At 69.5% G+C, this 20,739-nt stretch carries 21 protein-coding genes and 1 pseudogene; 4 read left to right on the top strand and 18 right to left on the bottom strand.

Annotation, left to right across the window (positions count from 1 at the left end):
- Nucleotides 1–4: 4 nt before the first annotated feature.
- The 5 genes from hisI to ACT86A_RS18415 form a co-directional block, all read right to left on the bottom strand.
- Nucleotides 5–352 carry a phosphoribosyl-AMP cyclohydrolase gene (gene hisI, locus ACT86A_RS18435; protein WP_445093394.1) on the bottom strand — a complete coding sequence of 116 codons (348 nt, stop codon included), beginning with the start codon at nucleotides 350–352 and terminating at the stop codon, nucleotides 5–7.
- A 47-nt stretch (nucleotides 353–399) separates the two neighbouring features.
- Nucleotides 400–1,173 carry an imidazole glycerol phosphate synthase subunit HisF gene (gene hisF, locus ACT86A_RS18430; protein ID WP_445093393.1) on the bottom strand — a complete coding sequence of 258 codons (774 nt, stop codon included), beginning with the start codon at nucleotides 1,171–1,173 and terminating at the stop codon, nucleotides 400–402.
- Nucleotides 1,174–1,177: 4 nt separating this feature from the next.
- Entirely contained in the window at nucleotides 1,178–1,993 is an 816-nt protein-coding gene (locus ACT86A_RS18425) for an inositol monophosphatase family protein (protein WP_445093392.1), read from the bottom strand.
- Entirely contained in the window at nucleotides 1,990–2,721 is a 732-nt protein-coding gene (gene priA, locus ACT86A_RS18420) for a bifunctional 1-(5-phosphoribosyl)-5-((5-phosphoribosylamino)methylideneamino)imidazole-4-carboxamide isomerase/phosphoribosylanthranilate isomerase PriA (RefSeq protein WP_445093391.1), read from the bottom strand. Before priA ends, ACT86A_RS18425 begins: the two co-directional genes overlap by 4 nt.
- Nucleotides 2,722–2,797: 76 nt before the next feature.
- Nucleotides 2,798–3,115 carry a MarR family winged helix-turn-helix transcriptional regulator gene (locus tag ACT86A_RS18415; RefSeq protein WP_445093390.1) on the bottom strand — a complete coding sequence of 106 codons (318 nt, stop codon included), beginning with the start codon at nucleotides 3,113–3,115 and terminating at the stop codon, nucleotides 2,798–2,800.
- Nucleotides 3,116–3,343: 228 nt separating this feature from the next.
- Between ACT86A_RS18415 and ACT86A_RS18410 the strand changes: the two genes are divergently transcribed.
- Complete coding sequence (locus tag ACT86A_RS18410; protein ID WP_445093389.1) at nucleotides 3,344–3,805, top strand: Rv1363c family protein; 462 nt, start codon at nucleotides 3,344–3,346, stop codon at nucleotides 3,803–3,805.
- Between the two features lie 46 nt (nucleotides 3,806–3,851).
- On the opposite strand, the gene hisH is transcribed toward ACT86A_RS18410, so the two are convergent.
- From hisH to ACT86A_RS18375, 7 genes are all read right to left on the bottom strand, one after another.
- Nucleotides 3,852–4,487 carry an imidazole glycerol phosphate synthase subunit HisH gene (hisH, locus tag ACT86A_RS18405; RefSeq protein WP_445093388.1) on the bottom strand — a complete coding sequence of 212 codons (636 nt, stop codon included), beginning with the start codon at nucleotides 4,485–4,487 and terminating at the stop codon, nucleotides 3,852–3,854.
- Complete coding sequence (hisB, locus tag ACT86A_RS18400; RefSeq protein ID WP_445093387.1) at nucleotides 4,484–5,098, bottom strand: imidazoleglycerol-phosphate dehydratase HisB; 615 nt, start codon at nucleotides 5,096–5,098, stop codon at nucleotides 4,484–4,486. Before hisB ends, hisH begins: the two co-directional genes overlap by 4 nt.
- 45 nt (nucleotides 5,099–5,143) lie before the next feature.
- Nucleotides 5,144–6,268, bottom strand: a complete 1,125-nt coding sequence (locus ACT86A_RS18395) for a histidinol-phosphate transaminase (RefSeq protein WP_445093507.1) — start codon at nucleotides 6,266–6,268, stop codon at nucleotides 5,144–5,146.
- 5 nt (nucleotides 6,269–6,273) lie between these two features.
- Nucleotides 6,274–7,611 carry a histidinol dehydrogenase gene (gene hisD, locus ACT86A_RS18390; protein WP_445093386.1) on the bottom strand — a complete coding sequence of 446 codons (1,338 nt, stop codon included), beginning with the start codon at nucleotides 7,609–7,611 and terminating at the stop codon, nucleotides 6,274–6,276.
- Nucleotides 7,612–7,729: 118 nt separating this feature from the next.
- Entirely contained in the window at nucleotides 7,730–9,349 is a 1,620-nt protein-coding gene (locus tag ACT86A_RS18385) for a serine/threonine-protein kinase (protein ID WP_445093385.1), read from the bottom strand.
- Nucleotides 9,350–9,449: 100 nt separating this feature from the next.
- The gene (locus ACT86A_RS18380) at nucleotides 9,450–11,159 is read right to left on the bottom strand and encodes a penicillin-binding transpeptidase domain-containing protein (RefSeq protein ID WP_445093506.1); all 1,710 of its coding nucleotides are present in this window, start codon (nucleotides 11,157–11,159) and stop codon (nucleotides 9,450–9,452) included.
- Between the two features lie 114 nt (nucleotides 11,160–11,273).
- Nucleotides 11,274–12,140, bottom strand: a complete 867-nt coding sequence (locus tag ACT86A_RS18375; RefSeq protein WP_445093384.1) for an arylamine N-acetyltransferase family protein — start codon at nucleotides 12,138–12,140, stop codon at nucleotides 11,274–11,276.
- Between the two features lie 457 nt (nucleotides 12,141–12,597).
- Here ACT86A_RS18375 and ACT86A_RS18370 point away from each other — a divergent pair, with 457 nt between their 5' ends.
- Complete coding sequence (locus ACT86A_RS18370) at nucleotides 12,598–13,776, top strand: winged helix DNA-binding domain-containing protein (RefSeq protein WP_445093383.1); 1,179 nt, start codon at nucleotides 12,598–12,600, stop codon at nucleotides 13,774–13,776.
- A 123-nt stretch (nucleotides 13,777–13,899) separates the two neighbouring features.
- Here the strand turns inward: ACT86A_RS18370 and ACT86A_RS18365 are convergent.
- From ACT86A_RS18365 to nadA, 4 genes and pseudogenes are all read right to left on the bottom strand, one after another.
- Nucleotides 13,900–14,025, bottom strand: a pseudogene (locus ACT86A_RS18365) (DUF397 domain-containing protein); the annotation flags it as partial.
- 20 nt (nucleotides 14,026–14,045) lie between these two features.
- Nucleotides 14,046–14,906 carry a carboxylating nicotinate-nucleotide diphosphorylase gene (nadC, locus tag ACT86A_RS18360; RefSeq protein ID WP_445093382.1) on the bottom strand — a complete coding sequence of 287 codons (861 nt, stop codon included), beginning with the start codon at nucleotides 14,904–14,906 and terminating at the stop codon, nucleotides 14,046–14,048.
- A gap of 70 nt (nucleotides 14,907–14,976) precedes the next feature.
- On the bottom strand, nucleotides 14,977–16,548 hold the full coding sequence (locus ACT86A_RS18355) for an L-aspartate oxidase (RefSeq protein ID WP_445093381.1): 1,572 nt from the start codon (nucleotides 16,546–16,548) through the stop codon (nucleotides 14,977–14,979).
- A 114-nt stretch (nucleotides 16,549–16,662) separates the two neighbouring features.
- Complete coding sequence (gene nadA, locus ACT86A_RS18350) at nucleotides 16,663–17,706, bottom strand: quinolinate synthase NadA (protein WP_445093380.1); 1,044 nt, start codon at nucleotides 17,704–17,706, stop codon at nucleotides 16,663–16,665.
- Between the two features lie 77 nt (nucleotides 17,707–17,783).
- On the opposite strand from nadA, the gene ACT86A_RS18345 reads away from it, so the two are divergent.
- On the top strand, nucleotides 17,784–18,542 hold the full coding sequence (locus ACT86A_RS18345; protein WP_445093379.1) for an NUDIX hydrolase: 759 nt from the start codon (nucleotides 17,784–17,786) through the stop codon (nucleotides 18,540–18,542).
- A 566-nt stretch (nucleotides 18,543–19,108) separates the two neighbouring features.
- Complete coding sequence (locus ACT86A_RS18340; protein WP_445093378.1) at nucleotides 19,109–19,762, top strand: Uma2 family endonuclease; 654 nt, start codon at nucleotides 19,109–19,111, stop codon at nucleotides 19,760–19,762.
- A 57-nt stretch (nucleotides 19,763–19,819) separates the two neighbouring features.
- On the opposite strand, the gene ACT86A_RS18335 is transcribed toward ACT86A_RS18340, so the two are convergent.
- Together ACT86A_RS18335 and bsaP are read right to left on the bottom strand one after the other, a co-directional pair.
- Nucleotides 19,820–20,488: a DUF2567 domain-containing protein gene (locus ACT86A_RS18335; RefSeq protein ID WP_445093377.1), complete on the bottom strand. Its 669-nt coding sequence runs from the start codon at nucleotides 20,486–20,488 to the stop codon at nucleotides 19,820–19,822.
- A complete protein-coding gene (gene bsaP, locus ACT86A_RS18330; protein WP_445093376.1) occupies nucleotides 20,488–20,715 on the bottom strand; it encodes a biotin synthase auxiliary protein BsaP in 228 nt (75 codons plus the stop codon). The genes ACT86A_RS18335 and bsaP overlap by 1 nt, the downstream gene beginning before the upstream one ends.
- Nucleotides 20,716–20,739 lie beyond the last annotated feature (24 nt).

The following is a 20,739-nucleotide window of genomic DNA, read 5'->3' as shown; positions in this document are numbered from 1 at the left end:
ACGTTCAGGATCGCTCGGCCAGCAATACATCCGAGTCGAAGCAGGTGTGCGTGCCGGTGTGGCAGGCCGCGCCTTCCTGATCAACGACCAGCAGGATCGTGTCGCCGTCGCAATCCAGCCGTACTTCGTGCACATACTGGGTGTGACCGGAGGTCTCCCCTTTGACCCAGTATTGCCGGCGGGAGCGCGAATAGTACGTCGCCTTGCGGGTTTGCAGCGTCCGCGCCAGCGCTTCGTCGTCCATCCAGGCGACCATCAGCACCGCACCGCTGGAACGCTCCTGTGCGACGGCGGACACCAGCCCGGCGTCGTTGCGCTTGAGACGTGCGGCGATGGCGGGATCCAAACTCATGGCACCGTTATAACAGTGCCGGCGCCCGGTGCCCGCACCTGCCGCCACTACCGGACGACGATCTGCTCCGCTCGCATCGAATCCTTGACCTGGCCGATGGTCAGTTCGCCGAAATGGAACACGCTCGCCGCGAGCACCGCGTCGGCGCCCGCGTGCACGGCCGGCGCGAAGTGCTCGACCGCGCCCGCGCCTCCGCTGGCGATCACCGGCACCGTGACCGCCGCCCGCACGGCGCGGATCATCGGCAGGTCGAAACCGGCCTTCGTGCCATCGGCGTCCATCGAGTTCAGCAGGATCTCACCGACACCGAGTTCGGCGCCGCGCACCGCCCATTCGACGGCGTCGATTCCGGTGCCGCGTTTGCCGCCGTGCGTGGTCACCTCCCAGCTGGAGTCGGTATCCGGCCGGCCGTCCGCGACAGTGCGCGCGTCCACCGACAGCACGATGCATTGCGAACCGAACCGTTCGGACATCTCACGCAGCACCTCGGGCCGCGCGATGGCCGCGGTGTTCACCGAGACCTTGTCCGCGCCCGCACGCAGCAGGCGGTCCACGTCCTCGACCGTGCGCACCCCGCCGCCGACGGTGAGCGGGATGAAGATCTGCTCGGCGGTGCGGGTCACCACGTCGATCAGGGTGCCGCGGTCGCCGGACGAGGCGGTCACGTCGAGGAACGTCAGTTCGTCGGCGCCTTGGGCGTCGTACCGGGCGGCCAGCTCGACCGGATCGCCGGCGTCGCGCAGGTTCTCGAATTTGACGCCCTTGACCACCCGGCCCGCGTCGACGTCGAGACACGGAATCACACGGACCGCCAACGTCATTGCCTCACCCTTTCGCCGCGGCCGCCGGGTCGGCGACCGTGCAGATCATGTCGAGCAGTTCTCCGTGTACGCCCGGCGCGGCCGCCAGCACGGAGCCGGAGGTGATCGTCCACGGCCGGCCGGAAATGTCGGTGACCACGCCCCCGGCCGCGCGCACCAGCGCGACACCCGCCGCGTTGTCCCAGGGATGGTGCCCGAAGACGATCGCTCCGCCGAGCACGCCGGAGGCGGTGTACGCCAGATCGATGCCGGTGGAGCCGTGCATGCGCACCCGCGAGGACAGCCTGCTCAACGGGCCGAGCAGATCGAAGCGGAACTGTCCGGGGATGCGGCCGTGCGAGTCGACGTTGAACGCGCCGAAACCGATCATCGACTCGGCCAGCCTGCCCCGCGGCAGCGGCGGCAACGGGTGGCCGTCCAGGAGCACCGGTCCACCGGCCATGGCCGCGTAGCGACGACCGAGCAGCGGCAGCCAGGTCAGGCCGAGCACCGGCTCGCCGTCGCGTACCAGCGCCAGGAGCATGGCCGAGAGCGGATGGCCGGACGAGTAGTTGAAGGTGCCATCGATAGGGTCGAGCACCCACGCGGTACCGGAGGTGAGCTGCGGGCCGCCGAACTCCTCCCCGTGCACCTCGATGCCGGTGCGCCGCTGCAGCTCGGCCGAGACGGTGCGTTCCAGCTCCAGGTCCAGCGCGGTGGCGAAGTCGTTGCGGCCCTTGGCGACCGCGCTCGGCGCGCCGACGCCCTCGATGAACCGCGAGCACACCGAGTCCAGGACCTCGCTCGCCACCGCGAGCAGTGCCGACAGTGACTGGGTCATCTCACCGCGGCCAGCGCGTCGGGCAGGGTGAACCGGCCCGCGTAGAGCGCCTTGCCGACGATCGAGCCCTCGACGCCGTCGGGCACCAGCTCGGCGATCGCGACCAGGTCGTCGATGGTGGAGACGCCGCCGGACGCGATGACCGGCGCGTCGGTGGCCGCGCACACCTCGCGCAGCAGATCCAGGTTGGGGCCGGTGAGCGTGCCGTCCTTGGTCACGTCGGTCACGACGTAGCGCGAACAGCCGTCGCGTTCCAGGCGTTCCAGCACCTCCCACAGATCGCCGCCGTCGCTGACCCAGCCGCGGCCACGCAGCCGGTGCTCACCGTCGACGATGCGCACGTCCAGGCCGACGGCGATGCGCTCGCCGTGGCGGGCGATGGCCCTGGCGCACCAGAGGGGGTCCTCCAGCGCCGCGGTGCCGAGGTTCACCCGGGCGCAGCCGGTGGCCAGCGCCGCCTCCAGGCTCTCGTCATCGCGGATGCCGCCGGACAGTTCCACCTTGACGTCGAGTTCGCCGACGACGCCCGCGAGCAGCTCCCGGTTCGAGCCGCGCCCGAAGGCCGCGTCCAGATCGACCAGATGCACCCATTCCGCGCCGGCTTCCTGCCAGGCCAGCGCCGCCTCGCGAGGCGAACCGTAGCTGGTTTCGCTGCCGGCCTCTCCTTGCACGAGGCGCACAGCCTCTCCGTTGGCGACATCGACGGCGGGTAGCAGCACAAGACTCACGAGAGCAGCCTAGTGGTTACCCGGCCGCGACCGAGTCACGGGCCTGGGCGAATGGGACCGCGATCATCGGCCGCGCTCAGCCGCTGTGGGTATCGAGGATGCGGGTCAGCAGTGTGACGAGGGTGCGGCGGTCCGCGGCGGAGAATCCGGCGAGCAACTCGTCCTGGGCTCCCGCAAGGCGATCGTCGAGATCGTCCAGATGCTGGGCGCCCGCGGCGGTGAGGGTGACGATGTTGCGGCGCCGGTCGGCGGGATCGGGACTGCGCTGGACCAGCTCACGCGCGGCGAGATCGTTCACCGCGGCAACGACGTCGCTGCGGTCGATGCGGGTGCGCCTGCCCCGACTGATACGACGATCCCGCGACCGCAATACACCCTTGGCGAGATCTACCACTTCGACGCGGTGCGCACCGCGCAGGGCTGGCGATTGTCGCGGGTGCAGACCACTCCGATCTGGTCCGCCGGCACCCGTCCGTGAGCAGGTGGCGGCGGCACCTGTGCGCGGTAGCCGGCGACGGTGATCGCACTCGGGAGATCGCCGCGGGCTGGTCCGGCCGGCCGGTATCGTCTGCGCTCGGCGATCAACCCCGGTCGCCGCTTTCACCTCGCACCGAGGAAGTGCATGTCACGATCCACACTCGCTGCCGCACTGTTGTTTTCGGCAGCAACCTGCTCCGCGGCGATGATCGCCGCTCCCGTCGCCGCCGCGGCCCCGCCGGAGGAAGCGCGCCTGGCCGGGTGCGCATTCGGCACTGCGGCAGCGACATACGACTACGCGCGGTTCGGCGACCACGTCCGCACGATGCTCGAGCTGAGCACCGGAGAATTCCGGGCCGAGTTCGACAACTTCCGCACCAATATTCAAGCGAGCGCGGAGGCCGCCCACCTGCGCGCCCACGCCGATTCGGCGGACTGCCGCGTCGTCTCCGGTGACGAAAACCGGGCCGTCGTCGACGTGACCGTCACACGGACAGTGACCAGCGACGAAACCGAAGGGCTTCCGCAGACCAGTCGCATGGCGATGACCGTGACCATCGACAATGTCGACGGACGCTGGCTGGTGAGTAAAGTCGGATCGCGCTGAGCCGGTAGACGGGTAGACGATCCCGCGCCGTCCGCGCGGGATCGTCCTACAGCGAGTTCACCCAGTTGCGCAGCAATTGAGCGCCCGCGTCACCGGACTTCTCCGGATGGAACTGGGTTGCCGATAGCGCGCCATTCTCCACCGCCGCCAGGAACGGCACCCCGTGCTCGGCCCAGGTGAGCTTCGGGCTGGCGAAGTGTTCGCTGGGCGGCAGATCCCACGCCTGGGCGGCGTAGGAATGCACGAAGTAGAAACGCGTGGTCGCGTCGAGGCCCGCGAACAGCACGCTGTCGATGGGAGCCGAGACGGTATTCCAGCCCATGTGCGGCAGCACCGGCGCGGAGAGACGTTCGACGGTGCCGGGCCATTCGGCGCACCCGTCGGTTTCCACGCCGAACTCGACCCCGCGCTCGAAGAGGATCTGCATGCCGACGCAGATCCCCAGCACCGGACGCCCGCCGGCGAGCCGCTGACCGATCAGCCGCTCCCCCCGCACCTTCCGCAGACCTGCCATGCACGCGGCGAAGGCGCCTACCCCGGGCACCACCAGTCCGTCGGCGGCCAGCACGACCTGCGGATCGGCGGTCACCTCGACCCGGGCACCCGCCCTGCTCAGCGCTCGCTCGGCGGAATGCAGGTTGCCGGAACCGTAGTCGAGCAGGGCAACGGATTTCACACTCACAGCGTTCCCTTCGTGGAGGGCACACCGTTCACCCGCGGGTCGAGTTCCACCGCGGCGCGCAAAGCCCGCGCAACCGCCTTGAATTCGGCTTCGGTGACGTGGTGCTGGTCGCGGCCGTAGAGCACGCGCACGTGCAGGGCGATCCGCGCGTTCAACGCGATCGACTCGAAGACGTGGCGGTTGAGCACGGTGGAGTACGGCGCGCCCGGGCCGGAGCCGGGAATCACAGCGTGCAGCAGGTGGTCCGGCTCGCCGGTGTGCACGCAGTACGGGCGGCCGGATACGTCGACCGCGGCGTGCGCCAAGGTCTCGTCCATCGGAATGTAGGCGTCGCCGAAACGCCGGATTCCCGCCTTGTCACCCAGCGCCTCACCGAGCGCTCGGCCGAACACGATCGCGGTGTCCTCGACGGTGTGATGCGCCTCGATCTCGATGTCGCCTTCGGCGCGGACGGTCAGGTCGAAGCTCGCATGCGCGCCGAGGGCGGTCAGCATGTGGTCGTAGAACGGGACGCCGGTGGCGATCTCGGTCTTGCCGGTGCCGTCCAGATCGAGTTCGACGACGATGCTGGATTCCTTGGTGATCCGCTCCACCCGGGCGGTCCTACTCATGCTCACGTCCAATCGGGTTGTCGCCGAGGAATGCCCGGCGCTGGGTCATCGCGGTGCGAGGTCGGTGCCCGCCAACGCGGCACTGACCTTCAGCAGTTCGTCGTTCTCGGCGGCGAGGCCGATGGTGGTGCGCAGGTAGCCGGGAATGCCGACGTCGCGGATCAGCACACCCTGGTCCAGATAGCGCTGCCAGGTGCGCGCGGCGTCGGCGAAGCGGCCGAACAACAGGAAATTGGCGTCGCTGGGGATCACGTCGAATCCCATCTCCCGCAACGCCGCCGCGACCCGATCGCGCTGGGCGGCCAGCGCGGCGACACTGCCCAGCGTCTCGTCGGCGTGCCGTAGGGCGGCGCGCGCGGCGGCCTGGGTGACCACCGAGAGGTGGTAGGGCAGCCGCACCAGCAGCATCGCGTCGATCACCGCGGGCGCGGCCACCAGGTAACCCAGGCGTCCACCGGCGAACGCGAACGCCTTGCTCATCGTCCTGGTGACCACGAGCTTGGCCGGGAACCGGTCGATCAGCCCGAGGGCGCTCGGTTGTGCGGAGAACTCGCCGTAGGCCTCGTCGACGACCACGATGCCGGGCGCTGCGGCGAGGATGCGTTCCAGGTCCGGCTGCGGAATGCTGTGCCCGGTGGGGTTGTTCGGGCTGGTCACGAAGACCACGTCGGGCGTGCGCTCGGCGATGGCGGCCAGCGCGTGATCGACGTCGAGGGTGAAGTCGGCTTCGCGCTGCGCGGCGATCCACTCGGTGTCGATGCCCTCGGAGATGATCGGGTGCATCGAGTACGACGGGACGAAACCCAGAGCGCTGCGGCCGGGGCCACCGAATGCCTGCAACAACTGCTGGAGGATCTCGTTGGAACCATTGGCCGCCCAGACGTTGGCGGTATCCACCGCGACGCCGGTCTGTGTGGTCAGATACCGCGCCAGGTCGGTGCGCAGCGCGACGGCGTCGCGGTCCGGGTAGCGGTGCAGGTCCGCGGCGGCCGCGCGGATCGATTCGGCGACGTCGTCGACCAGCGCCCGGCTCGGCGGGTGCGGGTTCTCGTTCGTGTTCAGCTGCACCGGAACCGTCAATTGCGGTGCGCCGTAAGGCTTTTTACCGCGCAGGTTGGCCCGCAGCGGCAGATCGTCCAAGGTCACGCCCGCGCCGGGCGCGCGCAACAACCCCGTCACGACAGCGCCTCGAAACGCGCCTGCACAGCCTGGCCGTGCGCGGGCAGGTCCTCGGCGTTCGCCAGCGCCACCACATGGCCGGCGACGTCCTTCAGCGCGGCCTCGGTGTACTCCACGACATGGATGCCGCGCAGGAAGGTTTGCACACTCAGGCCCGACGAGTGACGCGCGCAGCCCGCCGTCGGCAGCACGTGATTGGAACCAGCGCAGTAGTCGCCGAGGCTGACCGGCGCGTACGGGCCGACGAACACCGCGCCCGCGCTGCGCACCCTGGCCGCGACCGCGGACGAGTCGGCGGTCTGGATCTCCAGGTGCTCGGCGGCGTAGGCGTTCACCACGCGCAAGCCCTGCTCGATGTCATCGACCAGCACCGTGCCGGACTGCTTGCCGCGCAACGCCTCGCCCACCCGGTGCGCGTGCTTGACCACGGTCAGCTGCCTGGTGAGCGCCGCGTCCACCGCGTCGGCCAACTGCTCGCTGTCGGTGACCAGCACGCCGGCGGCCAGCACGTCGTGCTCGGCCTGGCTGATCAGATCGGCGGCCACGTGTACCGGATCGGCGGTCGCGTCGGCGAGGATCGCGACCTCGGTGGGTCCCGCCTCGGCGTCGATGCCGACCAAGCCGCGGCACAGCCGCTTGGCCGCGGTGACGTAGATATTGCCGGGGCCGGTGATCAGGTCGACCGGCTCGAGCTGCGCGCCGTCGGTGTCGACGCCGCCGTAGGACAGCAGGGCCACGCCCTGTGCGCCACCGACCGCCCACACCTCGTCCACCTCCAGTAGCCGCGCGGCGGCCAGGATGGTCGGGTGCGGCAGTCCACCGAACTGCGCCTGCGGCGGCGAAGCCACCACCAGCGAGCCGACACCGGCGGTCTGCGCGGGCACCACATTCATCACGACGCTGGACGGGTAGACGGCGTTCCCGCCCGGCACGTACAGGCCGACCCGCTCGACGGGCACCCAGCGCTCGGTAACGGTACCGCCCGGGACCACCTCGGTGGTCGTGTCGGTGCGCCGCTGATCGGCGTGCACCTTGCGCGCCCTGGCGATGGACTCCTCCAGCGCCGCGCGCACCGCCGGGTCCAGTTGAGCCAGCGCGGCGTCCAGCTCGGCGGCCGGCACCCGCACCGTCGCGGGAATCACGCCGTCGAACCGCTCACTGAACTCCAGGACCGCCGAAACACCCTCATCGCGGATCGCCTCGACCACCGGCCGCACCTGATGCAGCACCGAATCCACGTCGACTCCCCCGCGCGGCAGCGCGGCGCGCAGCTCGGCAACGGAGGGAGTACGACCGCGCAGATCGACGCGGGCGAGCTCGATGCGGGTTGTCATGTGGTGTCGGTCCTTGTCTGCAGCTGGTCGGCGCAACAGGAAGTTGCAGCTCCAGCCTAATGGGCCGATGCCAGCGGTTATCGGCGTGGTCGGCGCGGCCGGGCCACTCCCGCCGGCATCAACGGGTATCGCTGTCGATCAGCGGAGCACCGGTGCCGGGATTGATCAACCGAAGTGTCATAGCTCTGTTCTGGCCCGCATACGTCACGCTGGCCACGTTGATGTCCACGGAACCGTCCGGGTTCGTGCCCGCACCGCCGCCGGCCGCGTCAATGGTGTTGAAGGCCGTGACCCGGTTCTGCGTCCAGTAACCCTCGAAGGCTTGCTGGCTGCCGTAGACCTGCTGGGCAGCCGGGGTCAGCTGTTTCCATGCGCCGGCGAACCTCAGATAGGTCAGGTTGTTGTAGAAGTCCACCACTTGATCGATGGATTGCCGCGGGTCGGCCGGGCCTGCGCTCTTCGACTCCCCCACCGCCGGAGCGGCTGACGTCGGGTTGCCACTGGGGCGTACCGACGCGGTCGCCGACGGTGAATTGTCGTGGGCTGCGTTCGTGCCCGAGCCCGATGAGTTCAGCATGCTCACCACGATGGCGGCGACCACTACGACCGCGCCGATCAGGGCGCCGGTCAGCACCGCGCGCCGGATTGCGCCCGACTGCCGCTGAGGAACCGGGCGAGGATGTGCCATCGTGTGCGGATGCGCCGCGGTGTCCACTCCCGCGCCCGGCGACGCTGGTCGGGGACGCTCGTTCGGTGGGTAGGGCGCCGCGGGCAGCACCGACGGCCGCAACGTGCGGGTGGCCGATTCGGACTCGCCTGCCCTCGGCCGGGCGAAAGCCTCACTGGCGGGAACGAATCCGGCGGCCACCGGCGCGGGGCCGCCGTCGGCGAACGCGGCGAGCTGCTGTCGCGCCACCCGCATGCTCGGGCGCTGGGCCGGTTGGGGGCTGAGCAGATCGAGCAGGAAATCCGTTGCGGGACCGGCGTTGTGCGGCTCGCTCAGCTGACCGTTGGCGGCGGCGTAGAGCACCGCGAGCGGGTTGGAGCCCGCTCCGTAGGGCGGTTGGCCCTCGAGCGCGTGGAACAGCGTGGCGCCCAGTGCGAACACGTCGGACGCTGGCGTCGGGTCGGCGCCGCGAGCCATCTCCGGTGCGAGATAGGCGGCGGTGCCGCAGATCAGTCCGGTCTCGGTGAGCGTGACATCGCCGGTCGCGCGGGAAATGCCGAAGTCGGTGATCTTCACCGTGCCGTGATCGTCGAGCAGGATGTTGCCCGGCTTCACGTCGCGGTGCACGATGCCCGCCTGATGCGCGGCGATCAGCGCCGAGGCGACCTGCTCGCCGATTCGCGCGACCTGGGTCAATGGCAGCGTGCCCTGGGCGCCGATCACCGCGGCGAGGCTTTTGGACTTCAGATACTCCATCACCAGGCAGGGGTCGCCCTCGTGCTCGGTGATGTCGAACACAACGATCGCGTTCGGGTGCTGGAAGCGGGCGGCGTTGCGCGCCTCCCGGATGGCGCGCTGACGCACGACATCCCGTTCGGCCTCGGGCAGGCTCGGCTGGATATGGATCTGTTTGACGGCCACGGAGCGCTGCAGGCGTTCGTCGATGGCACGCCAGACCACGCCCGTGCCGCCGCTACCAATCCGCTCGACCAGGCGGTAATGCTCCGCGATCAACTGACCGGTATCGATGGCGCCTACTCCGAACCTTCTCGAAATCGTGACATCCCGCATATTGTTAACTCCACGCGGTCCGGGGACGAGTGTAGCGGGCGCCCGAATACTCGCACGCGTCAGCCGGGCGATGTTCGGGGCCCGAATCGCCCGAAACGGACTACCGTGCCGCGCGCAACATCCGGCCCGCGGCCGCCACCGCGGGAGCCGAGCCGCCGGCGTCGCTGACGAAAGCGGCGAACGCCAGGTCACCGTCGATGCCGACGAACCAGCCGTGCGCGTGGGTGTCATCGATGTACTCGGCGGTACCGGTCTTGCCCAGCAGGCCGGGAATATCGCGCAGCTGCGTCGCGGTGCCGTCGGTGACCGTCTCGCGCATCATGGATTTCACCTGGTCGGCGACGGCAGGCGGCAGCGCGTCCTGGGTCCGGTCCGGGATACCGGGCCGGCCGGCGACGAGGACGGGCGCGGGCACGCCGCCATGCGCGATCGAGGCCGCGACCAGTGCCATCCCGAACGGCGAGGCCGTCACCTGCCCCTGCCCGATCGCCGACTCCACACGTAACGCGGAGGTGTCGGCCGACGGCACTTTCCCGGTAACGGTCGTCAGGCCCGGTGTGACGTAATCGATCCCGAGCCCCAACTGTGCCGCGGCTTTCGTCAGGGCGTCGGCGGGCAGTTTCACCGCCAGCGCACCCATCGTCGTGTTGCAGGAACGGGCGAACGCGGTGTGCAGCGGCACGGTGCCCAAATCGAAATTGTTGTCATTGGGGATTCGGCGGCCCTCGATGTTCGCGACGCCCGGGCAGGACACCTGCGTGTCGGGTGTGACCGTGCCCGCTTGCAGCGCCGCGGAGACGGTGACCGTCTTGAACGTCGAGCGGGGCGGGTACAGGCCGGTCAACGCCACCGGGCCCTGCGCGTCCGCGGCGGCATTCTGCGCCATCGCGACGACGTCGCCGGTCGACGGTCGCAGCGCGACGATGGCCGCGGGCTGGGCGATCGGCGCGAGCGCCGCCTCCGCCGCCCGCTGCAGGCCGAGGTCGAGGGTGGTCGCGATGTCGGCGGTGGGCGTCGGGTCCTGCCCGGCCACGCGCTGAGTACCGTCCGGCGTCTGGGCGCGCACCGCCCACCCCGCGTGCGCGTCGGCCGATTCCTGCCACAACTCGGCGAGCCCGGACAGGGTCGGCGCGGCCAGCGCTTTATCGGTCGTCAGCAGCCGGGTCTGCGGTGCGAGCGTGACACCGGGCAGCGCGGCGAGCCGATCCTGGATCGGGGCGATATCCGTCGCACGCAGGGTGATCGCGGTGACCGGCTTTCCTTGCGCCTGGCCCAGATCCGCTTGCAGCGACTGCGCCGTGAGACCGGGCGCGAGCGGGCCGAGCAGATCCGCCACCGCCACCAGGTCGGCGCCCGGAACAACATTCACCAGCGTGACGACCTGCTCGGTCATCAGGTCGCCGCCGGCGGAATCGAGGACGCGGGCCGGTTTCGGATAGACCCGGCTGTAGCTCAACGGCCCGGAAGCCAGTCCGGGGGCCAGCGTCGCCGGATCCCACTTCACCTTCCACCCCGAACCACTGTCGCTCGCGGCGCCCTTGGTGGTGTACGACCACTCGGTCCTGCCGCCCTCGCCCAGCTTCCAGGTCGCGGCCAGCACGAAGCCGTTGTCATCGGCCGAGTCGACCTCGAAGCGCACGTTCTTGCCCAGTCCGTCGTAAAGCCTGCCGAGCGTGTCGGCCGCCGCGGCCGGATTGTCGGTCAGCCCGGCGGCCGCGGGGACGTCGTCGCGATTGAGCGCCTCAGCGAACCGCCCGGCTACGGTGTCGGGCCGGTCCGGCCCGGACGAGCAGGCGGCCAACACGAGCATTGGTGCGGCGAACAGGACGAGGAGGTTCCGGTTGGTACGCACCCCACCGACACTATCGGGCCGGAGTGAGCCGAGGGCGCAAGCGGCTACCTGGCCTTCGCTCAGGTCGCGGTGTCAGTCACGCACCCACCGAGCTTCCGCCAGCATCGAGGCATCGGCATCGGCGAGTTCGATGCCGAACATCTCGGCGAGGATCTTCGGCAGCTCGGCCGGTTCCAATTCCCGTGTGTCGCTTGTTCCGTCGGGGTATTCGGCGATGAGCGTGGTGCCGTCCAGTTCGTAATGCACGTCCGGGTGGAACCGCTGGACATACGGCCGGGTGACGAAAGGCGAACGCGGCGAGGTGGACACGAAGTGGTTGCCGACAGCGTAGTCGATGCGGTACTGCGGGTTCAGCGTGAAACTGTGGCGGTCGACCCAGCCTTTCCGGCCGAAGTGATGCAGCACCCACACGTCGGAATCCAGCTCGCCGGGCGTGCGTTCCAGCCGGTATTTCCACTCGCCGACGGTGAATTCACCGGTCTCGGTCGACAACTCGAACGGTGCGAGCGGACCGGAGCCGAAACCGACATCGCACAGCCAGATCCGGTCGTCGTCGGCGGTCGTCACACGCAGCAGGGCGTGGGTGGCAGGCCGAAACATTCGGCCCGCGCCCATGCTCACCCGACCACTGAGACCGGTAACACCGAAACCGAGCCGTTCCAGCGCCGCCGCGAACAGTCCGGCGTTCTCGTAGCAGTAACCGCCGCGGCGGCGCCGGACGAGCTTGTCCTGCAGCGTAGCCAGGTCCAGCTCGATCGAGCGGCCGAGGATGATCTCCAGGTTCTCGAACGGGATGCCGGTGATCTGCGCCCGCACCAGATCGTGCAGCGCCACCACGGTGGGCCCGCGCTCGCCGTCGAAGCCGATCCGGGCCAGATAGGCGTCCAGGTCGAGCTCAGCGCCGTTCCAGTGGTACGCCGGGTCAGTCGGCTCGGTCATAGCATCCTCGCTCAATCGTCGGTTCCGGCATGATCAACCACTCGGCGCTGCGATCATGTTCCCCGCGATCGAATCACGCCGCGTACTCGGCACCGGGCGGGGCGGACACAGCGGTGACAACGCCGTGCGCGACGTCCACGATATAGTCCGATCCGGGCCGCCGACAGGCTCCGCAGGGCGGCAGACGCTAGGCCAGAGACCCGGGCCGGTCGCGCTCTCCCCGTCGGCGCTCAGCGGTACAGGCCGTACCGCTACGGCTGCCGCGCACGGCCTTGCCGTCGAAACCGGATGCGCGGCAACATCTGTCGCCACGAACAGGTCATCAGAACACCGCACACCGCGAACATCGGATCCCGGCGCCGCTCGAGTCATGTCACGCGTCGCGGCTGAACCGCCCCGGCCCAACGAGCACACCGGATCGGGCTCCCACTGTCCCAATCGAGGCTACGATTCGCCTATGCGTTCGATTGATGCCGCGCAACGGCGCGCTCGGTTGGCCCTGCGCCATCGGCTCGCGACGCCGGAACGCTCCGCCGAGGTCGCCGAGATAGCCAGGTCCCTGGTCGCGCTGCACGCGACCGATCCGGCCACCGTCTTCCTTTCGGTCGCGGCCCGCGGCAACGGCCTCACTCCGGCGGATGTCGAGCAGGCGCTCTATCAGGACCGGTCCCTGCTGCGCATGCTGGCGATGCGCCGCACCATGTTCGTCGCGCCGCTGGAGCTGGTGCCGGTCCTGCAGGCGTCGTGCGCGGATGCGCTGGCGCACAAGCAGCGCCGCACGTACGGCAAGTACCTCGCGCAGGCGGGCGTCGGCGACGGCGACGCGCAGGGCTGGCTCACCGAGGTCGAAGCCGAGACGCAGAAGGCTTTGCTGCAGCGGGGAGCGGCGACCGGCGCACAACTGAGCAAGGACGTCCCCCGGTTGCGCACCCAGGTGAACACCGCACCGGACAAGCCGTACTCGAAGCCCACGAACATCACCACCTGGGTGCTGGTGACACTGGGCTGCGAGGGCCGCATCGTGCGCGGTAGGCCCAACGGCAGCTGGACCAGTAGCCAGTACAGCTGGGCGCCGATCGAATCATGGTTGCCGGAAGGCGCTGCGACGATGCTCGCCGCCGAGGCGCGTGCCGAGCTGGTCCGGCGGTGGTTGCGCGCCTTCGGACCCGCGCCGGTGTCCGACATCAAGTGGTGGACCGGCTGGACATCGAGCGAGGTCCGCGCGGCGCTCAGTGCGCTCGACCTGGTCGAGGTCGATATGGACGGCGTTGCCGGCGTGCTGCTCGCCGACGACCTCGAGCCCGTCGCGGCACCGGAGCCCTGGGCGGCGCTGCTGCCCTCCCTCGACCCGACCCCGATGGGCTGGCAGGCGCGGGACTGGTTTCTCGGCCCGCACGCTGCTCGGTTGTTCGACCGCAGCGGCAATATCGGTCCCACCGTCTGGTGGAACGGGCGCATCGTCGGCGGCTGGGCACAGCGCAAAGATGGCGAAATCGTCTACCGCCTGCTCGAAGACGTCGGGGCGGACGCCGAGGCGCTGATCGCCACTCAATCGCAGCAAATCGCAACCTGGTTCGGCGACGTGCGCACCGTTCCGCGGTTCCGGACCCCACTGGAACGCGAACTCACCGAGTAATCGGCGCGACCGTGCTTGCTGCCGTAGCCGACTCCGTGAGAGCCATCCTGTGATTCCCATTGCGATACAACAGCAGCCCGGACCCGTATACGCACGGCAGTCGTGCCTGGACAGCACTGACCGCTACGAAAGGCCTGATCGGACTGGAAGATCGAACCCACCGCCCGTGGCGAAGGTTCCCCACTCGCCGACAGCGAAGACCAGCGCCTGTGCCAGAGGGTTCTTGGAGTCCCGGACGCCGACGCGGCCGAGTTCGAGCGCGGCCCCGCCTACATATCCAGCCCTAGGTCGAGGACGCGGACCGAGTGGGTGAGGGCGCCGACGGCGAGGTAGTCGACGCCGGTGCGGGCGTAGTCGGCGGCGACGTCGAGGGTCAGGCCACCGGAGGACTCCAGTTTCGTCTGTGGGGAGGTGGCATTGCGGCGTTGCACGGCGGCCTGGGTCTGCCAGAGCGGGAAGTTGTCCAGCAGGATGAGTTCCACGTTCTCGCCGAGCACCGCGTCGAGCTGGTCGAGGCTGTCGACCTCGACCTCGCAGGGGATACCGGGAGCGGCGGCGCGGACCGCGCGCAGCGCTTCGACCACCGACCCCGCGGCGACCACGTGGTTGTCCTTGATCAGCGCGGCGTCGCCGAGACCCATGCGGTGATTGACGCCGCCGCCGACGCGCACAGCGTACTTCTGCAGGGCGCGCAGTCCGGGCAGCGTCTTGCGGCTGTCCCGGATGCGGCAGCTGGTACCCGCGACCGCGTCGACCCAGGCGGCCGTGGCGGTGGCGATGCCGGAGAGATGGCAGACGAGGTTGAGCATGGTGCGCTCCGCGGTGAGCAGGCTGCGGGTCGGCGCGACCACGGTCAGCACGGATTGTCCCGGCGTCACCCGGGTTCCGTCGGCCACGCGGCCGGTGACCTCGTACTCGCCCGCGCCGAGTACCTCGTCGAGCACCAGCAGCCCGGCGTCGAGACCGGCGACGGTACCAGGCTGCCGGGACACCACCGAGGCCTTCACCACCGCGTCGACGGGCACAGTGGCCACGGTGGTGATGTCGGGGCCATAGCGCAGATCCTCATCCAGTGCCGCGCGGATGATCCGCAGTATCTCGTCACGATCCAAACCGGCGTCCAGCGCCATCGCCAGCGCTCCTTTCTAGCCGAGCGGGATTCGCTGGAAGGCTCCAGGAGTCCCACTCGACTGCTGTTGTTCAGGGAATTGGTGCTTGATTCTCGGGCGCGCCGTCGTCGTTCAACCGGATCGGGATACTGCGGCGGAGTCCGTGCACGAGGTCCGGGTAGTCCGACCGGGTATGGCAGCCGCGGCTTTCGGTGCGGGCCAGGGCGGCCGAGAGCAGGGTGCGCGCGGCGAGGGTGAGCGCCGCGTCCTCGATGCCGCTGATCGGGTGGGTGGCGCCGGTGAGCGTATCGCGCCGGACGACCACGTCGTCGAGCCGTTTGAGCGCTTCGGCGAGACCGGCGCCGTCCCGGACCACCGAGGCGTGCGTGGTCATCAAGCGCTGCACGATGTCGCGATCGGCGTGCTCGGCGACCCGAACCGGGACCTCGCTGACACCGGCCCGCTCACCGAGCCGCTCGGCGGCGGCGACGCCGGCGCGCTCACCGACCACCAAACCTTCGAGCAAACTGTTGGAGGCCAACCGGTTCGCCCCATGCAGACCGGTGCGCGCGACCTCACCCGCCGCGTACAGCCCCGGCACTCCGGTGCGGCCGTGGGTATCGGTGACGACCCCGCCGCACTGATAATGCGCGGCCGGGGCGACCGGGATCAGGTCCGTGCGCGGATCGATGCCTGCGGCGAGGCAGGATGCGGTGATCGTCGGAAACCGTTGCGGAAAACGATCGATCGAACGTGCGTCGAGGTAGACGTGCTCGGCGCCGAGCGCCCGCATGCGCGCGGCGATAGCGCGCGAGACCACATCGCGCGGCGCCAGGTCGCCGCGCGGATGCAAACCGCCGGTCACCGAATTGCCCTCGGTATCGACGAGTACCGCGCCCTCACCACGCACCGCCTCGCTGATCAGCGGCCTGCGCCCCACCCCGCCCGGGGTGTACAGCACGGTCGGGTGGAACTGCACGAACTCCAGGTCGGCCACGGTGGCTCCGGCCCAGAGCGCCAGCGCGACGCCATCCGCGGTGGCGCCGGGCGGGTTTGTGCTCAGCGCGTACAGCTGGCCGATCCCACCGGTGGCCAGCAGCACCGCGGGCGCGTGCACGACGCCGAATCCCTTGTCCGACACGACCACGACACCCTGCACACCGCCGCGCCCGGTGACGATCCGCCCCACCGCGGTGCCGAACAGCACCGGCAGACCGGCCTGGTTCAGTGCCCGCTGCACCTCCGCGCCGGTCGCGTCGCCACCCGCGTGGATGATCCGTCGGGTGCTGTGCCCGCCCTCCCTGGTCCGGGAGATCTGGCCGTCGCCGCCGAGGTCGAACACCGCGCCCAGGTCGGTCAGCGCGGCCACCGCCGCTCGGCCTCCCTCGATGATGGAGCGCACGGCATCGGCATCGCACAGCTGCGCGCCCGCTTCCACGGTGTCGAGCACATGCGATTGCACCGAATCGCCATGCGGCGCCACAACGGCGATACCGCCCTGGGCGTACTGGGTCGAGGTGTCCGTCGGCCCGCCTTTACTGAGCGTCAGCACCCGCAGGCCGCGCAGTGCGGCGGCGCGTGCCGCGGTCAGTCCGGCGACACCGCCGCCGACCACGACCAGGTCCGCCTCGGCCTCCCAGTCGATCGAAACCCGGGTTTCCATCGGCCATGCCTCACTATCTTCCGATCCGCGAATCCGTCGGGCTCCCTGGGAGGTTCGCGGTGGCGAGTGCCCGCACCACCACGTTCCACCGGAGACCGACCACCGAGGTCGAACTCATTCACCGCCGCCCGGATTGCCGATCGCGATCATCCGCTGTACCGAATTGCGGCCCAGCGCAGCGGTTTCCGGATCGACATGGACCTCGTCGCGGCCATCGACCAGGCACCGCAGCAGCGCCGCGGGGGTGATCATCTTCATGTACTTGCACGAGGCCCGGTCGTTCACGGCCTGGAAGTCGATGCCGGGGGCGGCCTTGCGCAACTGGTGCAGCATGCCGACCTCGGTGGCCACCAGCACCTGGTTCGACTTCGCCGCCTTGGCCGCGTCGATCATCCCGCCGGTCGACAGGATGTGCACCCGGTCGGCCGGGAAGGCGCCCTCGCCCGCCAGATACAGCGCCGAGGTGGCGCAACCGCATTCGGGGTGCACGAACAACTCCGCGTCCGGGTGGGTGCGTGCCTGCTCGGTCAGCTCGTCACCGTTGATGCCCGCGTGCACATGGCACTCGCCGGCCCAGATGTGCAGGCCGGCCCGTCCGGTGACCCGCTTGACGTGCGCGCCGAGGAACTGGTCCGGCAGGAACAGCACCTCGCGGTCCTGATCGATCGAGGCGACCACGTCCACCGCGTTGGACGAGGTGCAGCAGATGTCGGTGAGCGCCTTCACCTCGGCGGTGGTGTTCACGTACGAGACGACCACCGCGTTCGGGTGCTCGGCCTTCCAGGCACGCAGCTCGTCGGCGGTGATGGAGTCCGCGAGCGAGCATCCGGCACGCTGATCCGGGATGAGGACGGTCTTGGCCGGGCTGAGAATCTTGGCCGTCTCAGCCATGAAGTGCACGCCGCAGAACACGATCGTGTCCTCCGGGGCCGCCGCCGCGATTCGCGACAACGCCAGCGAGTCGCCGACGTGGTCGGCCACATCCTGGATCTCCGGTAGCTGATAGTTGTGCGCGAGGATGGTCGCATTGCGCTCCCTGGCGAGTCGCTTGACCTCCTGCGCCCATTCCGGCGTTGCTTCGACGCCGGCGAACCCCGCGGGTCCGTCGAACACCTGCCCCATCAGCGGGGGCGCCACCTTCGCACCCGTCATCGCCATGGATGGCTCCCTTCCTCGCGCGGTCGGCAGTCTCGCCGATTCGCACCAAACCAGGTTTTCGACTTACAATCGAAAACATGGCCCATGGTAGCACCATCCACGAATCGCTGACCGCGGTGTTCCAGGTTCGCCGCTTTCCTGCCGATATCCCCGCAGGCAGAAGCGCCGCGGGCCGCACGGCAGATGCGCCGCGACCGTGCGGGTCCGATCAGCGAACGGAACTGGCTGTGCTGCTGTGGGAACGCGCGCTCGACCCCCAGAAGGGCACCTGGTCGCTACCCGGCGGCCGGCTCCGCGACGACGAAGACCTCGACGCCTCCGCCCGCCGCCAGCTCGCCGAGAAGGTCGACGTGCGCGAACTGACCCACCTCGAACAGCTATCGGTGTTCAGCGACCCCGACCGGGTGCCGAGCCCGCGGCGCATCGCCTCGGCCTACCTCGGCCTCGTACCGCTCACCGCCGACCCGCGGCTACCCGCGGACACCACCTGGCATCCGGTCTCGGACCTGCCGGACATGTCCTTCGACCACCGCACCGTAGTCGACCACGCCCGCACCCGGCTGGCCGCGAAACTGTCGTATACCAACATCGGCTTCGCGCTGGCCCCGGAACGATTCACCATGTCGACCTTGCGTGAAATATATTGCGCCGCACTCGGATACGATGTGGACACCACGAACCTCCAGCGGGTTCTCACCCGCCGCAAGGTGATCACCCCCACCGGCGCCACCGCCGCACCCGGCCGCGCCGGCGGACGACCCGCCGCCGTCTACCGCTTCACCGACTCCGGCCTGCGCGTCACCGACGAATTCGCGGCCCTGCGCCCACCCGGCTGAGCGGATCCGGTGGTCACCGGATCCGGGCGACGAGCCGCTCGGCACCCCACGTCGCGCCTCTCGCCGACCTGAATGGCTTCGGTAACCGCGTGCATTACCACGCTGGTTCGCACCCGCGCGGCGGTCTTCCCGCTCAGTCCTGGGTCGCCGTTTTGCGGTGCTTGTGCCCGCGGCGGTACCGCCGCTTGCTCGGAACCGGCCGCGCGGCGTTGCTGCGCCGCAACGCATCCCGCCGACGCCAAGCGACCAGATCAGCCCGCTCCCCCACCGCCGAAACCGCCTCAGCCGCCACCCGCTGTCCACCATTCATTTTCACGCCTCCCGCAACGCGTCCCGGCCTACTCCGGCCGATCACCGTATCGCCGGAACTCCCCCGCCTCCACTTGTTTTCGCGCCACGGACGACGACACACCCTCGCCGCCGGCAACGACGAGCGTGCGAAGCTGGTGCCGGCCTCTTTCATTGCCTCACATGGCCGGGATGGCGAAGCTCTCCAGCGGCTCTGCCCGCGGTGCCGATGATCAACCCGCTGGGCCACCAACGCGCGCCTGATTACCATGAGGGGCATGTCCACGCCCCGAGCAGATCGGCCGGAGCTTCCCGAGTACATGACCTGGGAGGAGCTCGAGCGCCTCCCGGAGGAAATCGCGTCCCAGATCGAGCTCTGGGACGGTCGAGTGGTCTGGGTGCGGCGTGGACCGGCCGAGCACCAGGACTACACGAACCTGCTCTGGAACGCTCTTCGGCGGAACGCGCTCGAAGCTATGTCCGGGGACCACGAGCAGTGTTTCCGCGTCTCGACAGAAACGAATGTCTTTCTGGGATCCAGCGGTAAATCCGACTTCGTGACCCCCGATTTCCTCGTCTACCGCTGCCTCGAAGCCGAGTACCAGGACATCAGAGCGAGTGATGTTCTCCTCGCGGGCGAAGTACTGTCACCATCCAACACACCGAAGGACGTCGAAGCCAAAAAGGCCCGCTACGCCGACGCCGCTATTCCCTGGTATTGGGAGGTCAGACTCGCACGCGACCCACGCGGAATCGAGATCGTCCGTGCCTACGCGCTGGAGACAGGTCACGGCAAACTCCCCGCGGGGGTTCGACCGCTGCACCCGACCAACTACATCCTGGCCGACGAGTGGACCCCGGCGACCACCGACGGCATCCACATCGACTTCCCCTTCCCCATCCGGATCCCCTGGTCCGACCTCGACTACTGACAGCGCCCGACGGACCCCCAGACCTGACAGCCCTGCGGTGTCGCCCGACCTCGTGTGTCAGTGTCGTGGACGAGACTCTGGCAGCGAATACCAGTCGGCGGCGGGCTCGTAGCCACGATAGGGCCACTCTCCCCCGTGCACGGCATCGGCATAGGGAGTGAGAGCGCCTGCGGTATCGAATGATTCGCCCATGCGCAAGCCACGGCCGGTACCGAGGTCGTCCGACGTGTTCAGTGCGGCCAGAAACAGCAGCACGAGCGACGCGATCAGCGGTTGCACGATCAGCGCGAGCGCGGTGCCCACCTCGACGGGCAGCGCGATGATCTGGCCGACCGGCGGATCGTGTGGAATCGGATGCCGCGATTCGGCGACCAGCTCGCCGACTCGCGCCATCACCACGGCACCCGCGCCGGAGCCGATCAGCAACCCGATCTGCAGCAGCGGCCCGCGCACGCTACACCACCGCCACGCGGCCGTGGCCGACAACAGACCGAGCACCGCCCCGCCGAGCACGAACAGCGCCAGCGCGTCGAACTGGTGCGTGCTTTCGCCGGTCAGCCCGACACCGCGACCTGCTTCGACCACGAGCAGCCGCTCGGTCGGCGCCAGCAGCCCCCACCCGGCACCGCCGAGCGCGCTCGCCGCCACCACCGCCACGGCCACCAGCGCGGCGGCACGCACCTCGCGGCGCATCCCGCCCGGCAGCGGCGCGGTCACCGCCACCATTAGCGGCGTTCCAGATCGGCGGAATCGAGCACGCCGTGCCGGGAGCATTTCGCCCACCAGCCGTCCGGGCTGACCTGCACGATCATGCGGCGCCCGCACCGCTCGCAGAAGCGCGGCGGCTCCAGGCCCAACGCGGCCGCCGCCGGGATCGCGTCGTCGAGCCCCGGCACGATCCGCTTGCCGGTGAACGGGTTGTAGCGCTCGTCCATGTCCATGACAGTACTCATGCTCGTAGCCTCTTCCGCGCAACG

The sequence above is a fragment of the Nocardia glycosmidis genome, assembly GCF_052545115.1.
This window is presented reverse-complemented; position numbering and strand designations above follow the sequence as displayed.